Below are 20121 nucleotides of genomic sequence, written 5' to 3' on the forward strand. Positions count from 1 at the left end.
GTGGGTCAGGCGTAGCCGGGCGGGATCGGCACGGGGGTCCAGGTGCCGGCCTCGGTCGCGCCGGGGGCTTGGTTGAACGGGAGGGCGAGGGCCACGCCGGGGTCGACGGTGCCCCCGCCCTCGACGTCGGTCTTGGTCTGGAGCAGGAGGCGCTGCCACTCGCCGGGCTGGCCTCCGCCTCGGGGCAAAACCCAGTCCAGGCGGACCCAGCCGTTGTTGAGTGCGCCCCCGGTGTACTTCCACTCCGCGGTGACCGCACGGGCCTTGTCCACGTCGAACAGGCGCAGCCAGACGTTCGCGCCCTGCTTGGAGGAGACGCGGCAGTCCAGGCGGACGACGGGATGGGCTATGCCGGCCGTCGGGATGGTGGCGGCGGCCCGCCACGTGGTGGCGACGTCCAGGCCCTGGCGGTAAGGGGTCATCGGCAGCACCGCGCCCAGGGCGGACGCGGTGCGTTCCATCGCGGACAGCCGGGTGCCGATGGTCTGGAACTCGTCGGCGAGGGTGGGGCGCCCGTAGACGGTCACGCGGCCATCACCAGCTCTCCCTTCACCCAGTCGTCCACGCGCTCGAAGATCGAGATGGGCACCAGGGAGAGGGTGGTCTCCTCGCCGCTGCTGGTGACCTTGGTGGCGATCTCCTGGATGACGTACTGGGCGTCGATGCCGGGCCAGTTCGCGGTGCGGGCGCGGACGCGGACCTTGTGGCCGACGCGCAGCTCGGCGGCGGAGTACTCGCCGCCCGGGTGCAGGGTGACCTCGGGGACGACGATCGGGAACGCGCCGACGGCGGTCATGCGCTCGGCCTGGGCGGTCAGGGTCTCGACGCGCACCACGGAGTTGTTGGTCTCGACGGCGGCCAGGCGCGGGATGCGGCGGCCGTCCTCGGTCTCCAACTGGCCGTTGTACCACCAGCTCTTGAGCTGGCTCCAGCCTTCGCCCGCGCCGTTGACGCCGGTCTCGGTGCACATCCGGTCGCCGTCGCTGGTGACGGAGGTGACGGTGCAGTTCGTCCCGTGCTCCAGCACGATCCCGGTGTCCTGGCCTCCGGCCGGGTACAGGAAGCGCATCCTGTTGCGGATCACGCGGGCGTCCACGTCCCAGTCGTGGTCAATGCGGAAGTCGAAGCCCTTGATCACCCCGGCCAGTTGCTCGACGGCCTCACCGACGGACTTCCACTCGAACCACGGGTACGTGCGCTCACGCTTGACCGTGTCCAGGTCCGGGTCGAAGACCAGCGCGCCGGGCCCGTTGCTGCCCCAGTAGCCGGGCTGGCCGGGGGCGACCGGGGACGGGTTGTCGGCGAAGGTCTGGATCAGCTCGCGGGCGATGGTGGTCTGCTCGCGCGGGGTCGTTCCGGTGCTGTATCCGAGATTGATGATGTTGCGGCGGTAGTACTCCCACAGGCCCGTGCAGTCGAGCGTCATCTCCTCGGCGGCCAGGTCCACCGACCAGGTCAGCAGGGGGCCGCCCCACAGGACGCGGCTGCCGCGCTGGACGTGGGCGATGATCCGCCACGGGGAGATCAGCGACCAGTCCAGGCCCGCCAGCGGTTCGGCGGCCAGCGGCACGGTGAAGCTCGCGGAGCCGGGGGCGTTGAGGATCGAGCGGTAGGACAGGCCGGAGACGGGCAGCTCGGCCAGCAGCCTGCCGCCCTTGAACTCCGAGAGGATCACGCGGTAGCCGTTGTCCTCGCTCATCAGGCCGCCACGGTGGTGACGGCCTCGGCGTAGGAGGTCCACGCGGCGACGAAGCGGATGTTGTTGCTCTGGGTGTTGTCCGGGGAGACGCAGGTGGACACGCTCAGCGGGGTGCCGGCCGGGACCTTGATGGTGCCGTGGCCGCGCACGTCGCGGGAGTCCCCGGCGCGGATGTACTGCGGGCGTCCGGCCCGGCGGCGCTCCCCGTGGCCGGTGACGAGCGGGGTGATCCAGCCCTCGCCGAACTCGCCCTTGTAGGACGCTTCGAAGCTGACCGTCACCAGGCGCGGGTACGCGGCGGCGGGGGCGGTGAACTGGTGCCAGCCCTCGTTGCCCCACGCGCCGTCGCCTGCCTGGTAGGAGGCGTCCAGGCGCACCGCGCCCGGCAGGACCGGGGCGGTGGTGTTCGGTCCGGTGACCTTGTGCAGCGCGGTGGTGACCGAGTCGTAGACCAGACTGCCGGCCGGAGCCCCGGCGGCGGCCGTGGCAACACCCTGGGCCCCGGCGGTGCGCAGGTGGCGCAGCGGGGTGGTGTCGAGCTGCCCGGCGACGACGAACCGCTGGTCCTCAATGCCGGTGATGCCGGTCTGAGCGATGGAGACGACGGCCAGGCGCACGCAGTTGGACGGCACCGGCCAGTCCTTCGCGCCCGGGGTCGACTCCGCCAGCACGGCGATCGACCAGCCCTTCGCGCCCTCCCGGGTGACCTGCGTGCCGGTGGCCGCCGCAGCGGCGTACGGGGTGCCGTCGGTGGCGTAGGTGACCGGCTGCATGTACTGGTCCGCGGTGGTGCGGATGTCCATCAGCAGGGGTCCGGCCGGGGCGGTGTCGGGGTCGGCGAAGGCCACGACGAGGTCCTGGCGCGCGGCCTCGCCCGCCTTCGGGGTGGAGCACTGGAGCTGAATGGAGGCGTCCAGGTTGGCGAAGTGCACGGCCCCCTTGTGGGACACGGCCACGTCGTCCGGCAGCCACACCGACCCGGCCGCCACGCTCACGCGCGGGGTGGGGTTGTCGACCTTCTCGACCAGGAGGGCCGTGGGCCCGGCGACACCCACGTGGGCACCCCGGGTTCCGCCGATCATCGTGCGCAGATCCAGCGCGTCGTAACGGCCCTGCTGGACGAACAGCGGGGCGCGGAGTTCAACTGCCAAAGCTAGTGGGGTCCTTACATCCAGGCGGAGCGCCAAGAGACGTCCGCCGTGACCCCGTCGGGGCCTTCCAATACGTCGAGTTGCACGGTGCTGCCGCCCGGCGGCAGCGCGAACCAGGTGGAGCCCGGATCGACCTGCCCGAAGCGGCTCGCGCCGTTGAGGGTGATCCGGCGGCGGCCCATGTCGATCACCAGGGCGTCACCCCGGCCGACCCGCAGGCCGCGGGTGCTGAAGCGCTTGCGGTCGCCGCCGTGGACGAGGGTCAGCGACGGGTCGCGGATCTCGCCGGTGGCCGGAGTGATCCGGATCGTCGGCCAGGTGTCCACCGAGCCGGTGTTCGTGATGTCCGGGGTCGCGCGGCTGGCGGGCCCGTCGCCCATGTCGAAGGGGAAGACGAGCGGGAAGATCGGCCGCCCGCCCCGGGGCACGGCCACCGCGACCTTCGCCCGCGCCTCGTCGGCGCTGTACAGGCGGGGGTCGGTGGCCAGCAGCTCGACCGTCACACGACGGCGGCCCGCGTGGAAGTCGCGGTCGATGGTCACGGCGCGCTTGCGGACCCGGGCCATGATCCGGGACCGGCCGCCGGCCACCCCGGGGAACGCGAACGCGAACTCCCGCTCGGGACCGCCGGAGGCGAACGCGGCCAGCAGGTCCGGGAGTTCGTGGTCGTCCAGGGCGAGCATCGTCAGGGTGACGGTGCGGGCGCCCATGTAGTCGGTGCCCGGGGTGAGGCCGTCGCGCTGAAGCAGCTCGGCGTCCGAGCTGCGGACGTCCGGCCCGTCGAGCAGGCCGGCCACCTCCTCCAGGACGACGGAGGAGTCCTCACCCAGCAGCAGCCCGCCCCACCGCGCCGTCCAGGGCTGGCCGGTGTAGGGGTTGCGGGCGCTGGGCTGGGGGCCGATGTCCGGCACGGCCGGGGGCGGGAGGTCGGGCAGGGTTCGGAAGGTGACCGGCTCCGACCAGAGGTCCAGGCCCGGCCCGGTGGAGTGGTAGCGGACCCGGTACTCGGTGTCCGGCTCCAGCGGCGGGTCGTCCGCCAGCGGTCCCCGGTCGCCGACCAGGGCGGTGCCCGGCCAGTCGGGATCTTCGCCGTCGTAGTGGGCTTTGCCCGTCTTGATGTTGGTGGTCTCGATGTCCGTCCACGCGCCCGCCGTCTTCGTGAAGAAGACGCGGGCGGTGTGGGCGGTGACATCCGAGACGAAGGGTGGGGAGAGCCCCACGCAGTTACCTCCCGGAGGTCTTCAGCTCCCACGCGATGGCCTTGCCGATCTCGTGGGGGTCCGCGTTGGTGCGGGCGTTGACGGTGATGGCCGTGCCGTAGCGCTCCCGGCCGGCACCCTTGGATGCGGCGTCGGGCTGGCGCAGAGCGGCGGCGGCGCGCTGGCCGTAGCCGTAGCTGTCCAGCGAGCGCAGCCCGGAGGCGACCGGGCGAAGGGCCTGCTCCAGCGGGCTCGCGTACGCGGCGGCCGGCACTGCGGCCAGCGCCATCGGCGCGGCCATCAGCGAGCGCGGCGCGGCGGCCTGCGAGGCGGGAGCGGACGCCTTGAACGGGTTGAGCGAGCCGACGATGCCGGAGACGACGTTGCCGACGCTGATCGACTTCATGCCGTTGACCAGGCCCTGGATCGCGCTCTTGCCCTTGTCGTAGAGCAGCGAGCCCAGGTCGCCGATCGCGCTCAAGATCTTCCCGGGCAGCGAGGCGACGTACGAGACGACGTTGCCGACGCCATTCGAGACGGCCCCGGTCATGTCCGACCAGGCCGAACTGACCGCGCTGGTACAGGAGTTCCACGCCGACGAGGTCCAGGACTGGACGTTCCGCCAGCCTGCGGCCACGGCCGAGCCGGTGGACGAGACCGCCGACGACACGCTGGAGCTGACGGACCGCCAGGAAGACGCCGTCCAGGACGAGACATCGGCCCACGTTGAGGACGTCCAAGAGGAAACGTTTCGCCAGGCGGACGAAGCGGTGGAAGCCGCCGAGCTGGCCGAGTCGGAGACCCGGGACTTCACGGACGACCAGGTGGAGGACGTCCAGGAGGACACCGACCCCCAGGCGGACGCCGTGGCCGACGTCAGTCCGTCCCAGGCAGCCTGGACGGCGTGCCAGGCTGCGACGGCTCCGGAGGCCAGCATGTCCCAACTGGCCATCGTGACACCGAACATGAGCACCAGGGCGCGCAGCCCGAGGTCGACGGTACGCATCAGCATCGCCGTGGCCTGCGCGTTGTCCTTGAAGACTCCGAAGAACTGGCGCAGGGTGTCCGCGAACCAGCTGATGCTGGCGGCGATCTCGGGCGAGAACTGGACCGCCAAGTCGGCCATCCCCTGGAGGACGGCGTCCAGGACGCCGACCAGCGGGAGCAAGATCAGCTTGAGCCGGTCGCCCCCGTTGGACAGGGTGATGAAGAAGTCGCCGAAGGCGGCTCCGATGGCGACGAGCGCCACCGGCAGTTGCTCGGTGAACGCCTTCATCCCCGGCGAGGTCATCGCCGCCGTGAGCTTCGGGAACAGGACGTCCGTGAAGTCGGTGATCGACTTCACCATGGGGCGTACGAACTGTGCCCCGGCGTCGAAGAAGCCCTTGATCACGGGCTCGGCCTGCTTGAACCAGGCCGTGACGTCCTTGACCGCGCCGCCAAACTCGTTGCGGATGGCGGCAGTTGCAGGCTTCAGCGCCTCGCTGGCGGCCTGCATCGCCTCCTCGGCCTTCTTGCCGAGGGCCTTCATGTCGCCCGCCGCAGCGATGGCCGCGAGGCCGATCGGCAGGACCGGCAGCGCCGCCAGGGCGATGACGGCGACCAGCCCGGAGGCGACGACCGTCACCCACGAGGCGATGGCGGTGACCGCGACCAGCAGCGGCAGCGCTGCGGCACCGGCCTGGGCGAAGCCGCCCGCCATGCCCAGCGCCCCCTGGGCGGCCGAGCTGATGCCCGAGCCGATGCCCTGGAGAGCGGAGGCCGTCTGCTCGATCGAGAGCGTGAACAGCCGGCCGAAGTTGCGGGCGACGTCCGCGGCCCCCGAGCCGATCGACCGAAGGCCAGCCTTGACCCGGTCGAAGCCGCCCCTGGCCAGGTGGACATTGATGCCCAGCCGCCAGCGGCGGCCGGTGAACGCCCGGACCCGGGCCTCGGCCGAGCCGGTGTCGGCGTCGACGTCGGCCCGGATGCGGACCGTTCGCTCGCGGGTGAGCGCGGCGATCCGGGCAGCGGCCTCGCCTGTGTCGGCGACGACGTTGACCCGGGTGGTGCGGTCCTGGGTCAGCTCCCGCAGCCGGGCGGAGACCCCGGTGGTGTCAAGGTCGAGCTTGACGGAGAGCTTGGTGTACTTCTCCAGCATCTCCAGGTACGCCTTCAGGCGCTGGCGGAAGTCGCTGGTGTCGGGCAGGACGCGTACGTGGACGCGCCCGGCTTCTTTGCCGCCGGGACCGGCCATCGGCTCACCTCCTACGTGAGTCGGACCGGCGCGGGCCGCTCAGGCGCGGCGGAGCGCGCGAGCACGGCCGCCGGAAGGCGGAACGTTTCTGCAAGGGGGGCTGACGTCTCGGCGACGGCCGGGCCCCCACCCTCCCCGACCTCGCGCTGGAGCGCGGCGGCGAAGGGGTTGGTGCCGGTCGGCCGGCCGGTGCGCTTGGCGTACGGACGCGGGTACGGCTTCGGCGCGGCGACGGAGCGGGGGTTCTTCGACGCCTTGGCGACCTGGACGTGGGTGAGCGCCTGGACGGCGTCCACCAGGTCCGCCAGGACGTACGTCCCGGCCGACCAGCCCAGCGCCTCACGGCCACCACGCAGGGCGGCCACTGTGGCGGAGTCGTCGGGGAGCGTCCCGATCAGGGCGAGGACGTAGCGGGCGGAGTGGCGGCCCCGGACCCAGTCCAGGACGTCCACCCCGCAGTAGCGGCGCAGGTCGGCGGTGATCTGCGCGCCGTGCTCGTCCAGCAGCCTGATCAGGCTGCGGCTTCCCCCGGCGCGGCCTGCTCCATCCACCGCTCGACCACGGTCATGGTCTGCTCCAGCGGCAGGGCGTCCACGGACTCGCGCATCGCCTTCTTGTCGGAGGCGACCGCGACCAGCAGCGCGGACATGGAGGCGATCCGGTTCTCGTTGGACACCTTCTTCGACTGCACCAGGTCCAGCAGGGACAGCGCGGTCTTCAGGTCACCGCCGGGAAGGGCCTCGATCCGGCGCAACCTGACCTTCTTGCCGTTCTTGGCGATGAAGGGCAGGCCCTTGCCGGTGTGCTTGCGGTCGGCCTCGGCGGCGAGGTCGGCGAACGCCAGGGTGGTGCTCAGGGTGGATCTCTCCTAGCTGGGGGTGGGGGTGGATCAGGTTCCGGCGGGCAGGCCGGCGTCCAGGTCGAACACGGGGGTGACGGAGCCGAGCGGCGTGCTCTGGTTGAGGGCCACGACGGTGGCCTTCACCGGCATCTCGCCGAGCGCGGCCGGGTCCATGGTCACCGAGTCCGCGCCGATGATGCTGGTCTTCGGGTAGTGCCAGGCGACGCACTTCGTGCCGTCCACCGCCGCGATCATCAGCGCGCGGTTCTGCGCGGTCGGGCTGGTCGGGATCGAGAACAGCCCCTTGCTGTCCAGGCCCTTGTCGGTGCCGTAGTACAGCTTGTAGGACTCCGCGGTGAAGTCGCTGAGGTTGATCGTCACGGCGTACGTCTTGCTCGGGTCGGTGGTGCGCAGGCTCTTGTTCTGCCAGCTCCCCAGCACCTCGGGCTCGTCGCCGTCGACACTCATCTCGATCCCGTTGTCCAGGCTCGTGTTCCCGATGGACTTCCAAGTCAGGCCCTGGGGGCCCCACTTGGTCGAGTCCTTCGGGTCGAACCCGGCCTTCAGGTCCGGCAGCGCGGTGCCGGGCGGGGCGACGTAGATGTATCCGGTGCCCGGTACCAGGACCGAGGGGTCGTCAGCCAAGCTGCTTCCGTTCCGGCCCTCAGCGGGGCCTCGTAGTGATCATGTAGTTGCCCGAGAACCGGTAGAACTCGGTCTGGGCCTCGGTCATCGGGTCGGTGGTGGCGAACGGGCCCGTGGCCTCGCGGAACCGGCTGAGATAGCCCTCGGCGTTGCCGAACTGCTCGAAGGTCAGGCGGACCAGGCCGGCGCGGGCGCGGCGGGCGAGCAGGGAGGCGTCGGCGCGGCTGGTGGCGTAGGTCTGGACGACGAACATGCCCTCGTCCACGTAGCGCTTGTCCTTCATCACGCCGCCGACCCGGCGTGTGATGACCAGGCCGCCGCTCTTGCGCAGCGCTAGCTGCCAGTCGGTGGGCAGGTAGACCGCGCAGCGGTGCTCCGGCAGGACGGTGCGCAGGGCGTCCAGGACGAGGCGTTCGGAGTCGGGCATCAGGTAGGGCTCGCGGGTCACCACAGGGCGGCCTCCATCGCGTGGATGCCGTCCACTGGGCGTCCGGCCCGCTCGTTCCAGCCGCCCCAGTTCTTGTGGGCGGCCAGCGGGTCCAAGTTGACGATCGCGTACCCCTTGGCGTGGCGGCGCACCTTGATACCGGCGATGAACTCGCCCGTGTCGACGTGCAGGCTGGCCTTGGCCACGACGCGCGCGGCGCGTTCCTCGGCCTCCAGCTTGAGGGCGCCCATCACGCCGGGCAGCGCGGCCACGACGGCGTCCAGGTCAGGACGGAGTTCCGCCACTCTGGCCACCCCCTTCCACGATCACGGTGACGAAGCGCATCCGGTCGGAAGCGCCGTGGTGGGAGCGGGGGGCATCGACCACGGCCCAGTGCGTGCCGGGGTCGCCGTCGTCCTCGAAGGCGAGGCTGGACCACTTGTCGATCACGACGTCCGGCGGGAAGACGACCTTGCGGCGCACGGGCGGCGACCAGCCGACCTGAGCGCCGACCGGGGCCCGCCAGCCTGCGGCGTCGCCGACGGGGGCGACCCACGCGGAGTAGGTGGTGCTCGGCCCGGGTGCCGGCCGACGGTCGCCGTAGCCGTCATCGACGTACCGGACGGTGTGGACGGTCACCCGGGTCCGGCCGCGATCCAGCAGGCTCACACCGGCCCCCAGGAGTCCACCGGATCGGGGAACGGGTAGCCGGTGCGCAGGCCGCGCGAGGCGACCTCGCGGCGGGCCTGCACCGAGCGCAGACCGGAGCGGCCGGCCACCCGCTCGATCAGGGCGACCTCGCCCCGGGTGAGGGCCAGGCCGACCGGGGAGCCGTCCGCCATGCGGTAGGACACCTCTCCGGCCTGCTCCTGGACGTAGGACTCCGGATTGCGGAAGCGCCGGTCCGCGACGGCCAGGGCCAGGGTGCGGATCACCGGGGGGTGCCGCTCGGGCGACCAGGCCCGGTGACCCTGGGCGGCGATCACCCAGAACGCGTCTTCGATCGCGGCGGAGGCCCGCGCCCAGTCCGGCGTACCGGGCTCGGGAGCGGGCCTGCCGAGCCGGGCGAACAGCGCGTCGACCGTCAGCCCGGCGGTGCTCACGCGGCGGCGGGCTTCGGCTCGCCGGTGAAGGTGACCTTCACGCCTCGCACCTTGACGATGTTGGCGGGCTTCGACCAGTCGGTCTCGCCCTTCTTCAGGTCGGTGACCAGGCTGGCGCCCCAGTACGAGGAGAGGAACGAACGCTCCATCGCCGCACCGGAGTTGTAGTCCTTGATCCAGCGCAGGGAGAAGCCGTCGGCGGACTGCCGGCCGCCCTTCGCGGACTCCGGGACGGACGGTGCGCCGGAGACGAGCTGGATCGCGGAGCGGTGGAAGGCGTAGACGGCCAGCGGGTTGAGGACGCCGTTGGTGGTCTCCACGACCTTGAAGCCGTGGATGCGCCCGAGGGTGCTCTCCTTCAGGGCCGCGCCGCCGTCGGCGTGCTCGGACGCGGACAGGACGTTCGGGGAGTTCAGCAGGTAGAACGCGGCCTCGGAGCCGAGCACGACGGTGCGGCCCTCGGACGGCACGTTCTCCTTGTTGAGCTGGACGCGCAGGCGGGCCAGGGCCTTGCGGATCATCTGGCCGGCCGCCTCGTCGCTGGTGACCTTGCTGAGGTCGACCGGGATCTTCGCGGTGGTGGCGACCTCGGGGAACTCGGTCATCGCGGACGCGACCTTGTTCTCCAGGCGCTCGGTGATCGAGTCGACCTGCGGCACCATGACCTGCTCACCGAAGGAGAGGAGGTCGAGCGACAGCTCGGCGTCGCTCAGGTCCACCGCGGAGTAGGCGTGGGTGTCCAGCTTGACGGTCAGCAGGCCCTCGTTCAGGTTCTCCGACTGAATCCAGGTCGCGGTGTCGTTGAACTTGCGCTTGGCGTCGATGGCCTCCTCCGCGCCCTTCAGGCGGGCGGGGCGGCGGATGTTGATGACCTGGCCGGTGGCGTTGACGAACTCGGACGCGGCGCGGCGGTCGAACATACCCGCCAGGACCACGGAGTCCTTCAGGTTGGCGACCGCCTGGGCCACCAGCTTGTCCGGGTTCTGGAAGGCGTTGGCACGTGCGGGGTTTACAGAGATGGCGCTGTTCCTCGGGGTGACGGAAGGCCGCCCCGGGGCGGGACGGCCTCATGCGGTGCGGGCGGGGAAGGGGCGGGTCAGATGCCGTAGCGGCGCTGGCGCAGCTTCTCGGCCAGGCCCTTGTACGGGTCGGGCTCGGCGTGCGGGGTCAGACCGCCCGCGCCCAGCAAGGGCTTCGGTGCGGCGACGGCGGCCAGGGCCTCGGCGTGCTTGCGCACTGCGGCCTCGTCGCCGCCCTGGACCAGGGCGGCGAGGACCGGCGGCAGGGCGTACTCGGCGGCGATCCGGTCCCGAAGCCCCTGCTCCTGGAGCTGGGCCACCTGGGCGCGCAGCTCGTCCGCCTCGACACCGGCCTCGGTGGAGCGCTCGCGGGTGGCGTCCAGGTCGGCCTGCATCTTCTCGTACAGGGCCTTGTAGTCCGGCTCGGCCGGCACCGGGGCGGCCGGGCTCTGCTCGCTGCTCTCTGCGGCGGGGGCCTCGGGCTGCTCAGGCTCGGGCGCGGGCGGGGTGGCCGGGTTCACCACGCCGCCGGGGATCGCCTCGGCCGGGGTCGGGGTCTGCTCGGTCAAGCTCTCTCTCCTAGGTCTTCGTGGTCGTGCTGTAGTAGGTGCGCCAGTCGGCCAGCGACCCGCCCCCGAAGGTGCGCCACATCCGGGCGAACCGGTCGTTGGCGGTGGGGAGTTGGTAGCGACGGGAGAAGATCGGGACGGCCTGGCAGTGGCAGTGCGGGTGAGCGCCGAACGCCGCCGTCGACCGGGACTTGTAGACCGCGCCCCGGGAGGCCATCAGCGCGCAGAAGTAGCAGGGCGAGCTGTCGGTGGCGCGGTAGTAGCCGATCGCCCCCGGGTCGTCCTGAAGGGCGGTGTGGATCGCGTCCCGGCCGCCGTCCTGGACGAGCATCCCGCCCGCCCCGGAGCCGCCGGTCCTCAGCGACTCCAGGAACTCGCGCTCCCAGGCCAGCAGCTCCGGGTCGTCCAGCGCGGCCGAGCCCTCCCGGGCCGGGCGCTCGCGCTCATGGCGTTCCGCCCGGTCGGCGACCTGGTGGCGGAACGTTTCCTCAGCCCTGCGGGCCTGGCGCGCGAGGTCTTCGGCGGGGAAGGGGTTGCGGGTGTCCACGGGCAGAGGCGTTGACGGTCCGGAGCCGGTCCGCTTGCCCGTGGCACGGTTGAAGTCGGCCCACAGGGAGCCGAGCGAGGAGTTCGGCCGGTAGCCGGGGCCGCCGATCACGCGGCCGGTCTCCAGCGCGCGCACCAGCCGGTAGAAGGCGACCGAGAGCGCGTAGGAGGCCGCCGCGGATTCGCGGATCGCCGCGACGTAGGCGGCCTCCAGCTCGGTCAGCGAAGCGGCGACTTCTCGGGCCTCGACGGCGGCCAGGGCCTCGGCCCAGCGGGCGGAGAACTCAGCGGCCAGCGCTTCCTGCGCGAGCTGGTACGCGGCCACCGCCCGCAGGATCTCGGCGGTTCTCGGAGTCCACGCCACGGTTCGCCGCCTCCTTCTGCTGCTTCAGGGCCTCGGCTTCGGCAGCCTCGGCCTTGCGGGCGGCTTCCTCGGCGGCCTTCACTGCCTCGTCTATGTCGGCCTGCGAGAAGCCGGGGATCTTGCGGAGAGCGACGCTGAGCGGCACTCCGGCCTGCATCAGCTTCACCATCGCGTCGGCGGCCTGGGCCAGGCTGCGGGTTGCCTTCTCGGCCCACTCGACCTGACTCTCGTCCTGCTCGATCTCGCCCCGGCCGGCCGCGACGGCGCACAGCCGGAACACGCTCTCCCACGACTCGCCCAGCGAGTCCTGGAGGGTGGACAGGAACCGCTTGAACGAGGTCTCGGCGGCGGCCAGGGCGTCCGCCGAGAGGTTCACCAGGTTCGACCCGGCGAGGTAGTGCGGAGGCACGTCCGACAGGCCCATGATCTCTTCGATGCTCTGGCGGCGGGAGGCCAGCAGATCGCCGGTCGGCATCGCGGGGAGCTGTCCGAAGCGGGCGTCGCTGTTGGGCGCCATCAGCAGGGTGGACGGGTCCAGCGAGGGGACGTCGTACACCGGCTCGCCCGTCTCCGGGTCGCGGATCGGGTCGCCGGTCTCGGGGTCCAGGCGCTCGGCCGGCGCGAGGCCGGTGGCGAAGCGGATCGCGTGCGCGCCCCAGTGCTCGTTGAGCAGCAGGCTCAAGGTCTGCTGGTTGAGGCGGTCCTGCGAGGTGATCAGCGGCTCGACCAGGCCCCGGGTGCGGCCCCGGAGGTCTACCGACGGCGAGAACCGGACGACGGGGCAGACGTTCATGCCGTGCGGCTCGGAGGTGAGCACCGCGGAGTCCGGTTCGGCGTCCAGGTCGACGGTGTGGCGGGCCACGTCGTCCCACAGGTAGGCGAGCGTGCGGTCCTCGTCGGGCTGCTGCTCGGGCACGTGCAGCGCGTACACGGGGAACTCGTCCCACGCCGGGTCGGCGTAGACGGCCACCGTGCTGATCGCGTCGTAGGCCCGGATCGCGGGCTCCTTGCGGCCCTTGCGCGGGTCCGGGGTGACGACGGCGTACGCGGCCCCGGAGGTCAGCGCAGCACGGTGGATCGCGTTCTGCCGCTCGTCCAACCTGTTCTTCTGCCAGAACGCCCACTCGTAGGCGTTCTCGCCCGATCCCGGCTTGCGGAAGCCCTGCACGCGCAGGGCGTTCAGCGGGGCCTCCACCGCGAGGACGGAGACGTTGACGATGCTCCTCTTGACCAAGTCCTTGAACTCGCTGTTGGCCTTGGCAGGCATCCATGGCGCACGGTGCAGGCCGCGGGCGTAGCGGTCGACCAGGTTGAGCCGGTCGAAGTCGCGGTCGATCAGGTCCTTCGCGTGCCGGGCGCGCTTGACGACGACGGGGAGGGACATCAGAACCCTCCTCGGGTCTGTAGCTGGCCGGGGGCCTTCTGGGGCTTGAGCTTGCCGCTCTCGGTGAGGCGGCGGTGGGCGATCCAGGCGAGGACCATGCACGCGTAGAGGTCGATCTTCAGCTTCGACTCGCGGCTCTCCTTGCCGAACGAAATGCCGTACTGGTTGGGCCTCTTGCGTGCGTTGAGGGCGTGGCGGGTCAGCGAGTAGTCGCGCACGTGCGGCAGGGCCACCGTCTCGATCGCCCCGACCATCGCCATGTGCTCGGTGGTGATCTCGCGTTGGTTGGCGCGCATGTCGAACCCGACCGACGACTTCCCACTGGCCTTGATCAGCAGGTGCTTGCCGTACTTCTCCGACCAGTCGGCGACGTACGACTCCCACCCGGCGACGTCGGCGAAGAAGCCGACGACGGTGTACCGCTTGAAGACGTGGGCCACCATGTCGTTGACCTCGGTGCCGTCGACCTCCCAGCCCTTGCCGGCCGGGCCGTCGGGCTTCTCCCACAGCGCGAGCTTCTGGACCATCTTGTCCCGAACTCGCATGGCGAGAAGGCCGGTTGAGTCGTCGGTCTTGCCGCCGTCGAAGGCGAGCACGATGCGCTCGCCGGGGCGGATGCCGTCCGCGGCCTCGACCCTGGCCAGGTCCCAGGTGTCGCGGTCGACCAGGGCGTCATCGTGGCTGGAGAGCTGGTTGAGGTACTTCCGGCGGCTCTCGTCCTCGGTGGTGCTGGCAGACCAGATGTCTTTCATCACCCGGCCGGGGTTGATCCACACCGAGTCGCCCCGGGCGCACAGGATCGCGGCGCGCAGCTGGTCCTCGTCGGCTAGGTCGACCCCGGGAGGGGACTCCACGCTGTCGTAGTAGATACCGGCGTCGCGGTTGATCCCGTCGCGCTGCTTCTGGAAGGCGTACCACGTCGACTCGGCGACGCTTTCCTCCCCGATGACCGGGGCATTGGTGATCTCCATCGTCCGCCCGCCGACCTTGGTCGCGTTGGGTCGGATGGTGGCTGCCAGGCGGGGGCCTCCCGTGGCGGCCACCCAGTGCCACGTCTCGTTGAGCAGTGAAAACGATGGGCGCCCGCCCTCCGCAGCGCGGAAGGAACTGGCCTTCGCCTCCAGTCGGCACTGGCGGCCGTCGGTGTCGGCCTGGATCGCGTAGCAGACCTCCTGGCCGAGCTTGATCGCGTACCGGTCGATGGCGGCCTGGCTGAAGATCGTGGAGAACGCCGACATGGTGTTGACGTTCTGGCCGGCCGCCGTGGCGAAGATCTGCACCCACGCCTCCTGGGGCGGCCCGCCGATCGGCGACCCGTCGGCGCGGAAGCCGACCAGGCGGCACGGGCCGACGAACTCCAGCGCGCAGACCGAGGCCATGGCGGGGTCCTTGCCCCACCCCTTCAGGCGGCGCAGGGTGCCGGACTCCCAGCGGAAGGCCCTGCCCCAGGTCTCGGGGTCGTTCGGGTCCTCCGGTACGGCGTCGTCGCGCAGCTCGTACCAGCGGGCCAGGATGCGGCACTGCTCGGGGTGTACTTCCAGTCAGGCCGGAAGGCGTGCGCCGACCAGCGCAGCAGCTCGCCCGCGAGGGTGCGGTGCGGGTGCGGGACGGTGTCCGGGATCGTGCGCACCGGCTCGTAGGTGATGGTCAGGACGGCCACCTCCTACGGCTGGGCTGCCTCCTGGCGGGCGCGCAGCTCCAGGGCGCGGGCCATCGCGGCGGAGACGTGCACACCGGCCTCGAAGGGTGTGGTCATGTCGTGGGCCCACAGCTCCCGGGCCGTTTCGTGCGGCACGGCGGCGTCCAGGCACGTCTGGTAGTAGGTGATCGTCCGGGCGATGCGCAGGGACTCGTCCGAGGGGCCAGCGGCCCGGGTCTTGCGGCGTGCCACGGCGGGCTCCTCTCAGACTCGGTTTCCCCAGCGGGCGCCCACGGCGTCGCGGGCGTTGTGGCCCCGCTTCGGGCCGTCGCCCTCACCGCGGATCTTGGCGAGGTGGCCGGCGGCCTGCGTGCGGTTGAGCTGGGCCTGCGCGATGCCGGGATGGAGAACCATCATGTCCTTCCGGTTCCCGCCCTCGATCATCTGGCCCTCGCGCTTCACCACGGCGTCGAGCTGGGCCGCGCGGGCAAGCATCGGCGCGGCGACGTCGATCAGCGCGAGGTCGGTCGGCTCAAGGTCGAGTTCCGTCTCGTACAGCTCGACCAGCGCGGCGCGGATCACCGCCGGGTTCTTCTCGGTCGGGTCGATGTTCAACGGACCTCCCCGGGGTGGCGTCGGCGGTTTCGGGCGGGCTGCCAGCGGTCCGCGGCGGCCCGGCGGCGGGCTCGGCCGGCGTCGGCCGCGTCCTTGCGCAGGACGTGCCAGTCGCACAGCGCGCGCAAGTTGGCGGGGTCGTCGGGGCCGCCCTCGGAGGCGGGACGATGTGGTCGCAGTGGCGCGCGGGCTCGCCGCACAGCTCGCCCGTGTCGTACCGGACGTGCTGGCAGCGCCACGAGTCGCGGGCCATCACCGCGCGGCGAAGGCGGGCCCAGTGCGGGGGGAGCGGGGTCGTCCGGCGCGAACTCGCGGGCACGGCAACCTCCTTGAGCGCAGGGCCCCGCCAGGTGCTCGACCTCGACCGGGGAGAGAGGGCCGGTCGGGGAGCGTTGCCCTGGCGGGGCTACGAGAGGAGGCAGGCCGGCGTGCCGCAGCATCGGGAGCGCGCACGCGCGCGGTAGCTGCCTCCACCTGTATTAAGGCCGCCCGGTTAACACGGCCGACGCCCGCGGCCTCACTCTCCGCAATCAGTGCGTGGCACTGAGTTCATCACTGCTGGTCACACTGCGTTAATGATCCGGAAGAAGGGATCGGCCGGCGTTCGTATCGGATCTCGGCTGCTATGACGCTCCGGGCAGTAAAGGAACGCGCGCGGGAGGCACCCCCCGGGGTGCCCCGTCACGACCGCCGAACCACCGCCAAGACCACGCCAAATCCCTTGTCCCGCAACGGAATTGGCGTCGCTTCGCGTGCGCGCACGTCTTCCACCTTGGCGAGAACGAGCGTGTCTCATCTATGTGATGCAGGTCACGCATTCTCCGTTCGACTTTCGCTGGTGGTGTGGTGCAGTGTTGGTCCTGCAAGCGACGGACCGACCGAAACGAGATCACGATGCGTAACCACCGAATCCCCGCCGCCCTGGGGCTGGCCATGCTGCTGGCCGGGTCGCCGTGGCAGACGCACAACTGGGGTGGCGGGGTCGCGGCGGGCATCCTGACGGCCCTTCTCGCCCACGGGGTCCGGCAGGTGCCCGGACTGGTCAAGCGGGCCGTACAGGGCCCGTCCGAGCCCCCTGCGGCCCCTGTCGCCCCCGCCCCGGTCAACGCCTACGACCGCGACCGCGCCGAGATCACCGGCCGCCGCCGCAACCGCCGCAACCGCGCCGGTCGTTGACCCGCCCGACTCACCCCCGGAGAACCCCCGCGATGAACCGCCGCCGCATCCTCGCCGTGCTCGTCCTGACCGCCGCCGCGCTGGGCGGGTGGGTCACCGGCCACACCTTCAACGAACCGCCCGCGCCCGACACCGCCGCGCAGGTGACCGCCTTCAACGACGGGTGGTCCGACGCCATGCGCGACGCCTGCGACCAGGGCAGCGCGTACGCCTGCGACTGGCTCTCCACCACCCGCTGACCACCCGCACCACGCAAGGAACGATCATGAGCGCGACCCTGACTGACGAACTCCTCACCGCCACCGGCCAGCACGTCCACCGGTACGACTTCGTGACCCGCATGGAGTCCGAAGCGGACGCCCACGGATGGGCCCGGGTGGGCGTGGTCATGGACGGCACGGGAGCCCTGTTGGAGGACGGGGAGGGGTGGCACCAGCACGAATCGGAAGCGCTCCGCGCACAGTCCAACTGGCAGGCCGCGTGCCGGATCATGGCGGACGCCGCCGGGGAGTGCGGGACGCTGTGGGACACCCTGGGCGAGGGGATCGCCTACGACGCCGATTCGTTCCTGGCCAGCGACGCCGCCCGCCGGATCGCGGACAGCCTGGCCGGATACCCCCTGTTGGACGAGGACGACCACGGCACGCGGGAGCACGCCGCGATGCTCGCCGAGATCGAAGGATCGCCCGTCACCCTGCCGGACGACGTCGGCGCGGATGACGTGCTCGGGGAACTCGACTGCCCGACACCCGGTGACATCACCATGGCCATGATCGAAGACGCCTTGGAAACCCTCGGGTACGTCGCGTGCTCCGACTGTGACAAGTGGCTCACCCCCATGACCACCCGGTGCGGTGAACTCCTCTGCCGTGACTGTGCGTTGGAGGAGTCGCGCCCGGCCACGGTAACCACCGTGCCGATCCCCGGGGCCGAACCGTGGCGGGCGTACACCGTGTACGGCCACGGCGAGCCGCTGACGGCCGTTCTCCAGCCCTACCTGGACGGCTACGCCACCCAGCAGGGGGCCGCGTACCGAGAGGACGTCCGCGCCATCGTGCGGGGCTCCCGCGCCGGGTACCGCGCCGTGTACGGCCGGGCCGCGTAGGCACCAGGCCCCACCCCCTCCACCTTCTCAACTCCCGCACCACAGAACGGAAGCACCGCCATGACCCGCACCGACATGATCCGCCTGTCCGGCTACTGGCCCAACCTGGCCAAGCTCGGCATGGACCACCCGGACGACGTGCACGCGATGTTCGACGCGTTCCACGACATGCGCGAGCAGGGCGAGCCGCTGGACCTCCTGATCAGCGAACTGTTCGACGCCCCCGACAGCGTCTGACCGCCCCCGCCCCGCACCCGCACCGACCCGAGAGAGACCCACCGTGAGCCGCACCGCCGAGTACCTGACCGAGCTTGCCGAGGACGCCGGACTGTTCGCCGAGCTGGAAGCCCTGACCGCCTACGCCGCCCACGTCGGCAATGCCGAGTACGCCGTCGACACCTTCGAAGACGCGTACTGCGGCGAGTGGGACGACCTGGAGGACTTCGCCCATGACCAGCTCATGGAGACGGACGCCGAGTACCGCGCCGCGATGGAGAGTTGCCGGGGATGGCGGCCCGTGCTGGACATGATCGCGTGGGAGTGCGACTACACCCACACAGCGGGCAACTACGTCTTCCGGTCGCTCTGAGCTGTGCGCCCCTGGTGGCGGCCCGGCCCGCCCGTCGGGCCCCCGCCAAGGGTGCACAGACACCAGGCCCCACCCCCTCACCCCCCCAACCGCCAGCCGGAGGCACAGCCATGCCCGAGAACACCCCGAACCCTACCCCCGCCGAGACCGCCGAGCAGTTCGCCGCGATCGTCGCCGACCTGCCCGACCACGACGTGACCGCCAGCACCGACGAGTACGGCTGTGAGGACTGCGGCGGGGTGCTGGAGTCCGCAGCCCCCTTGTGGTTCGAGATCTACCGCCGCCCCGACGGCACCCCCGGGGTCTACGTCTACGGGGTCGGCATCGAGTCAGCCACCGTCAGTTGCAAGGAGTGCGGCCGGGATGCCGGGGACCACGTGGCCCGGATGGTGACCGACGCCATGGAGCCGTGGGACGCCGCCCTCAAGGGCCTGGAGGTCTGAGCCGCTTCGGTGGCGGCCGGACGTTCTCCGGCCCCCGCCGTGGCCGCTCTGGCAACAGGCCCCACCCCCCTCCCGAAGGAACAGCGCCATGACCACCCCGACCCCCGCCCCGCTCCTGCACTGCCCGTGCGGCGGAACCCTCGTGATCACCGCCCCCGTGTTCCTGCGGGTCGTCCACCCGCACGGCACCTTGCCCCCGGCCCTCTCGGTCCTCGGCCTGGATATCGAGTACGCCGAGACCGCGTGCAGCACCTGTGAGGCCCCCGCCCCCGACCAGTTCGGCCAGCAGCTCGGCGAACTGATCTGCGCGGCGGACAACACGCTCACCGCCCACGCCTGCTGACGCCAGCCCCCGCCCTGGGCACAGGCCCCACCCCCTCCCGACTCCCGAAGGAACAGCGCCACCGTGAACGCCACCGTCGCCCGTCTCGAAGCCCTCGCCGCCCGCGTCTACCGCCACGAACAGAACTGGGAGGACGCGTTCGCCGAGATCCCGACGTACGACAACCGCGACTTCCCCGACCAGCCCGCCCACGACAAGTACATGGGCGACGTGGACGAGATGGACAACGAGCGGGCCCACGCCAGCCGGGCACTGCTGCTCACCCTGACCGCTGAGCTGGAAGCGTTCGTCGCCGAGCTGGAGTACACCCCGGGGACCGCCCGCTGATCAGCGCCGAGGACTTCGCGCTCCTGTCCCGCTGGCTCGACGGTGACCGGATCATGGCCGACATCGCCGACCCGGACGGCACCGCCAGCGCCCGACTCGCCGAAGCCGGGTACCTCACCCCCGGCACCATCCCGGGCGCGTGGCGGCTCAGCAAGGCCGGACACACCGCCCGCGCCGAGTACACCAGGCCCACCCCGTCGGCGTCACGGCGTGAGCGACCCGGACGCCTTCGACCTGGACCCCGCCGAGCTGGACGAGCTGCGCGCCAGCGTCGCGGCCGTCACCGCCGCGAACACCGCACTGCGCGAAGAACTCGCGGGCCTCCGGGCCGACCTGGTCCGCCTGCTCGGCCGCCTGAGCCGCTGACACCAGGCCCCGCCCCCGGGCGCCCGCCGGGACGCCGACCGGCCGACACCCGGCCCCACCCCCAGACCACCCGCAGGAGAACCACCCCATGCCCCGCTTCGCCGTGCACATTGACGAGACCGTGTCGTACCGCTTCGTGGTGGAGGCCGACGACTACGAGGCCGCCGAGGCCGCCGCCGTCGACCTCTTCGAGAGCGACGCCCGCGAGGACGGCTACAGCCACTCCAACGAGATGCAGGTCTACGACCCCGAGCCGCTGGACGCGCTCCCGGCCGCCGCGTGACCGCGCGCCGCTGACACCAGGCCCCACCCCCTCCACCCCGAAGGAACAGCGC

General features: G+C 71.6%; 30 protein-coding genes. 10 read left to right on the forward strand and 20 right to left on the reverse strand.

Features of this window, described 5'->3' with window-relative positions:
* Positions 1-5: 5 nt before the first annotated feature.
* The 20 genes from QMQ26_RS32000 to QMQ26_RS32095 all read right to left on the reverse strand — a co-directional run bounded on the left by QMQ26_RS32000 (position 6) and on the right by QMQ26_RS32095 (position 15437).
* The gene (locus QMQ26_RS32000) at positions 6-527 is read right to left on the reverse strand and encodes a hypothetical protein (RefSeq protein ID WP_282203676.1); all 522 of its coding nucleotides are present in this window, start codon (positions 525-527) and stop codon (positions 6-8) included.
* Complete coding sequence (locus tag QMQ26_RS32005; RefSeq protein ID WP_282203677.1) at positions 524-1699, reverse strand: hypothetical protein; 1176 nt, start codon at positions 1697-1699, stop codon at positions 524-526. The genes QMQ26_RS32000 and QMQ26_RS32005 overlap by 4 nt, the downstream gene beginning before the upstream one ends.
* On the reverse strand, positions 1699-2850 hold the full coding sequence (locus QMQ26_RS32010) for a hypothetical protein (protein ID WP_282203678.1): 1152 nt from the start codon (positions 2848-2850) through the stop codon (positions 1699-1701). Before QMQ26_RS32010 ends, QMQ26_RS32005 begins: the two co-directional genes overlap by 1 nt.
* Positions 2851-2864: 14 nt before the next feature.
* Positions 2865-4070, reverse strand: a complete 1206-nt coding sequence (locus QMQ26_RS32015; protein ID WP_282203679.1) for a phage distal tail protein — start codon at positions 4068-4070, stop codon at positions 2865-2867.
* A 4-nt stretch (positions 4071-4074) separates the two neighbouring features.
* On the reverse strand, positions 4075-6285 hold the full coding sequence (locus tag QMQ26_RS32020; protein WP_282203680.1) for a hypothetical protein: 2211 nt from the start codon (positions 6283-6285) through the stop codon (positions 4075-4077).
* Between the two features lie 11 nt (positions 6286-6296).
* The gene (locus tag QMQ26_RS32025; RefSeq protein WP_282203681.1) at positions 6297-6836 is read right to left on the reverse strand and encodes a hypothetical protein; all 540 of its coding nucleotides are present in this window, start codon (positions 6834-6836) and stop codon (positions 6297-6299) included.
* Complete coding sequence (locus QMQ26_RS32030) at positions 6797-7039, reverse strand: hypothetical protein (protein ID WP_282203682.1); 243 nt, start codon at positions 7037-7039, stop codon at positions 6797-6799. The genes QMQ26_RS32025 and QMQ26_RS32030 overlap by 40 nt, the downstream gene beginning before the upstream one ends.
* A gap of 135 nt (positions 7040-7174) precedes the next feature.
* Positions 7175-7771, reverse strand: a complete 597-nt coding sequence (locus QMQ26_RS32035) for a phage tail tube protein (protein WP_282203683.1) — start codon at positions 7769-7771, stop codon at positions 7175-7177.
* 19 nt (positions 7772-7790) lie between these two features.
* On the reverse strand, positions 7791-8219 hold the full coding sequence (locus tag QMQ26_RS32040; protein WP_282203684.1) for a phage tail termination protein: 429 nt from the start codon (positions 8217-8219) through the stop codon (positions 7791-7793).
* Positions 8216-8503 (reverse strand): DUF5403 family protein, encoded by a 288-nt coding sequence (locus tag QMQ26_RS32045; RefSeq protein WP_282203685.1) that lies wholly within the window; start codon positions 8501-8503, stop codon positions 8216-8218. The genes QMQ26_RS32040 and QMQ26_RS32045 overlap by 4 nt, the downstream gene beginning before the upstream one ends.
* Positions 8484-8867: a hypothetical protein gene (locus QMQ26_RS32050; protein WP_282203686.1), complete on the reverse strand. Its 384-nt coding sequence runs from the start codon at positions 8865-8867 to the stop codon at positions 8484-8486. The genes QMQ26_RS32045 and QMQ26_RS32050 overlap by 20 nt, the downstream gene beginning before the upstream one ends.
* Positions 8864-9301, reverse strand: coding sequence for a hypothetical protein (locus QMQ26_RS32055; RefSeq protein ID WP_282203687.1), 438 nt, complete (start codon positions 9299-9301; stop codon positions 8864-8866). The genes QMQ26_RS32050 and QMQ26_RS32055 overlap by 4 nt, the downstream gene beginning before the upstream one ends.
* The gene (locus tag QMQ26_RS32060) at positions 9298-10269 is read right to left on the reverse strand and encodes a P22 phage major capsid protein family protein (protein WP_404814001.1); all 972 of its coding nucleotides are present in this window, start codon (positions 10267-10269) and stop codon (positions 9298-9300) included. The genes QMQ26_RS32055 and QMQ26_RS32060 overlap by 4 nt, the downstream gene beginning before the upstream one ends.
* A 128-nt stretch (positions 10270-10397) precedes the next feature.
* Complete coding sequence (locus QMQ26_RS32065) at positions 10398-10889, reverse strand: hypothetical protein (protein ID WP_282203688.1); 492 nt, start codon at positions 10887-10889, stop codon at positions 10398-10400.
* Between the two features lie 10 nt (positions 10890-10899).
* On the reverse strand, positions 10900-11799 hold the full coding sequence (locus QMQ26_RS32070; protein WP_282203689.1) for a VG15 protein: 900 nt from the start codon (positions 11797-11799) through the stop codon (positions 10900-10902).
* Positions 11720-13183 carry a phage portal protein gene (locus QMQ26_RS32075; protein ID WP_282203690.1) on the reverse strand — a complete coding sequence of 488 codons (1464 nt, stop codon included), beginning with the start codon at positions 13181-13183 and terminating at the stop codon, positions 11720-11722. Before QMQ26_RS32075 ends, QMQ26_RS32070 begins: the two co-directional genes overlap by 80 nt.
* Positions 13183-14562 carry a terminase gene (locus QMQ26_RS32080; RefSeq protein WP_282203691.1) on the reverse strand — a complete coding sequence of 460 codons (1380 nt, stop codon included), beginning with the start codon at positions 14560-14562 and terminating at the stop codon, positions 13183-13185. The genes QMQ26_RS32075 and QMQ26_RS32080 overlap by 1 nt, the downstream gene beginning before the upstream one ends.
* Before the next feature lie 23 nt (positions 14563-14585).
* Positions 14586-14843 (reverse strand): hypothetical protein, encoded by a 258-nt coding sequence (locus QMQ26_RS32085; protein WP_282203692.1) that lies wholly within the window; start codon positions 14841-14843, stop codon positions 14586-14588.
* Positions 14844-14846: 3 nt separating this feature from the next.
* The gene (locus QMQ26_RS32090) at positions 14847-15074 is read right to left on the reverse strand and encodes a hypothetical protein (protein ID WP_282203693.1); all 228 of its coding nucleotides are present in this window, start codon (positions 15072-15074) and stop codon (positions 14847-14849) included.
* A gap of 12 nt (positions 15075-15086) precedes the next feature.
* Positions 15087-15437 carry a hypothetical protein gene (locus QMQ26_RS32095; RefSeq protein ID WP_282203694.1) on the reverse strand — a complete coding sequence of 117 codons (351 nt, stop codon included), beginning with the start codon at positions 15435-15437 and terminating at the stop codon, positions 15087-15089.
* Between the two features lie 894 nt (positions 15438-16331).
* Here QMQ26_RS32095 and QMQ26_RS32100 point away from each other — a divergent pair.
* The 10 genes from QMQ26_RS32100 to QMQ26_RS32145 all read left to right on the forward strand — a co-directional run bounded on the left by QMQ26_RS32100 (position 16332) and on the right by QMQ26_RS32145 (position 20069).
* Complete coding sequence (locus QMQ26_RS32100) at positions 16332-16613, forward strand: hypothetical protein (RefSeq protein ID WP_282203695.1); 282 nt, start codon at positions 16332-16334, stop codon at positions 16611-16613.
* A gap of 32 nt (positions 16614-16645) precedes the next feature.
* Positions 16646-16852, forward strand: coding sequence for a hypothetical protein (locus tag QMQ26_RS32105; protein WP_282203696.1), 207 nt, complete (start codon positions 16646-16648; stop codon positions 16850-16852).
* 26 nt (positions 16853-16878) lie between these two features.
* On the forward strand, positions 16879-17718 hold the full coding sequence (locus QMQ26_RS32110) for a hypothetical protein (RefSeq protein ID WP_282203697.1): 840 nt from the start codon (positions 16879-16881) through the stop codon (positions 17716-17718).
* Positions 17719-17778: 60 nt separating this feature from the next.
* On the forward strand, positions 17779-17955 hold the full coding sequence (locus tag QMQ26_RS32115) for a hypothetical protein (RefSeq protein ID WP_282203698.1): 177 nt from the start codon (positions 17779-17781) through the stop codon (positions 17953-17955).
* A gap of 43 nt (positions 17956-17998) precedes the next feature.
* Entirely contained in the window at positions 17999-18307 is a 309-nt protein-coding gene (locus QMQ26_RS32120) for an antirestriction protein ArdA (protein ID WP_282203699.1), read from the forward strand.
* 110 nt (positions 18308-18417) lie between these two features.
* The gene (locus QMQ26_RS32125) at positions 18418-18750 is read left to right on the forward strand and encodes a hypothetical protein (RefSeq protein WP_282203700.1); all 333 of its coding nucleotides are present in this window, start codon (positions 18418-18420) and stop codon (positions 18748-18750) included.
* Positions 18751-18838: 88 nt separating this feature from the next.
* Positions 18839-19093 carry a hypothetical protein gene (locus QMQ26_RS32130; protein ID WP_282203701.1) on the forward strand — a complete coding sequence of 85 codons (255 nt, stop codon included), beginning with the start codon at positions 18839-18841 and terminating at the stop codon, positions 19091-19093.
* Positions 19094-19156: 63 nt separating this feature from the next.
* Complete coding sequence (locus QMQ26_RS32135; RefSeq protein ID WP_282203702.1) at positions 19157-19420, forward strand: hypothetical protein; 264 nt, start codon at positions 19157-19159, stop codon at positions 19418-19420.
* Positions 19421-19630: 210 nt separating this feature from the next.
* On the forward strand, positions 19631-19786 hold the full coding sequence (locus QMQ26_RS32140; RefSeq protein WP_282203703.1) for a hypothetical protein: 156 nt from the start codon (positions 19631-19633) through the stop codon (positions 19784-19786).
* Between the two features lie 88 nt (positions 19787-19874).
* Complete coding sequence (locus QMQ26_RS32145) at positions 19875-20069, forward strand: hypothetical protein (protein WP_282203704.1); 195 nt, start codon at positions 19875-19877, stop codon at positions 20067-20069.
* The last annotated feature ends 52 nt before the right edge of the window (positions 20070-20121 follow it).

Origin of the sequence: Kitasatospora fiedleri (genome assembly GCF_948472415.1) — a bacterium.
Classification (GTDB): Bacteria; Actinomycetota; Actinomycetes; order Streptomycetales; family Streptomycetaceae; genus Kitasatospora; species Kitasatospora fiedleri.

What these genes read in the sequence shown, in the direction of transcription:
- QMQ26_RS32080 (WP_282203691.1), bottom strand. Translation starts at nt 14,562, where the DNA reads ATGGCCTCGGTCTGCGCGCTGGAGTTCGTCGGCCCGTGCCGCCTGGTC.
- QMQ26_RS32105 (WP_282203696.1), top strand. Translation starts at nt 16,646, where the DNA reads ATGAACCGCCGCCGCATCCTCGCCGTGCTCGTCCTGACCGCCGCCGCG.
- QMQ26_RS32145 (WP_282203704.1), top strand. Translation starts at nt 19,875, where the DNA reads ATGCCCCGCTTCGCCGTGCACATTGACGAGACCGTGTCGTACCGCTTC.
- QMQ26_RS32130 (WP_282203701.1), top strand. Translation starts at nt 18,839, where the DNA reads ATGACCACCCCGACCCCCGCCCCGCTCCTGCACTGCCCGTGCGGCGGA.
- QMQ26_RS32005 (WP_282203677.1), bottom strand. Translation starts at nt 1,699, where the DNA reads ATGAGCGAGGACAACGGCTACCGCGTGATCCTCTCGGAGTTCAAGGGC.
- QMQ26_RS32020 (WP_282203680.1), bottom strand. Translation starts at nt 6,285, where the DNA reads ATGGCCGGTCCCGGCGGCAAAGAAGCCGGGCGCGTCCACGTACGCGTC.
- QMQ26_RS32125 (WP_282203700.1), top strand. Translation starts at nt 18,418, where the DNA reads ATGCCCGAGAACACCCCGAACCCTACCCCCGCCGAGACCGCCGAGCAG.
- QMQ26_RS32110 (WP_282203697.1), top strand. Translation starts at nt 16,879, where the DNA reads ATGAGCGCGACCCTGACTGACGAACTCCTCACCGCCACCGGCCAGCAC.
- QMQ26_RS32075 (WP_282203690.1), bottom strand. Translation starts at nt 13,183, where the DNA reads ATGTCCCTCCCCGTCGTCGTCAAGCGCGCCCGGCACGCGAAGGACCTG.
- QMQ26_RS32115 (WP_282203698.1), top strand. Translation starts at nt 17,779, where the DNA reads ATGACCCGCACCGACATGATCCGCCTGTCCGGCTACTGGCCCAACCTG.
- QMQ26_RS32100 (WP_282203695.1), top strand. Translation starts at nt 16,332, where the DNA reads ATGCGTAACCACCGAATCCCCGCCGCCCTGGGGCTGGCCATGCTGCTG.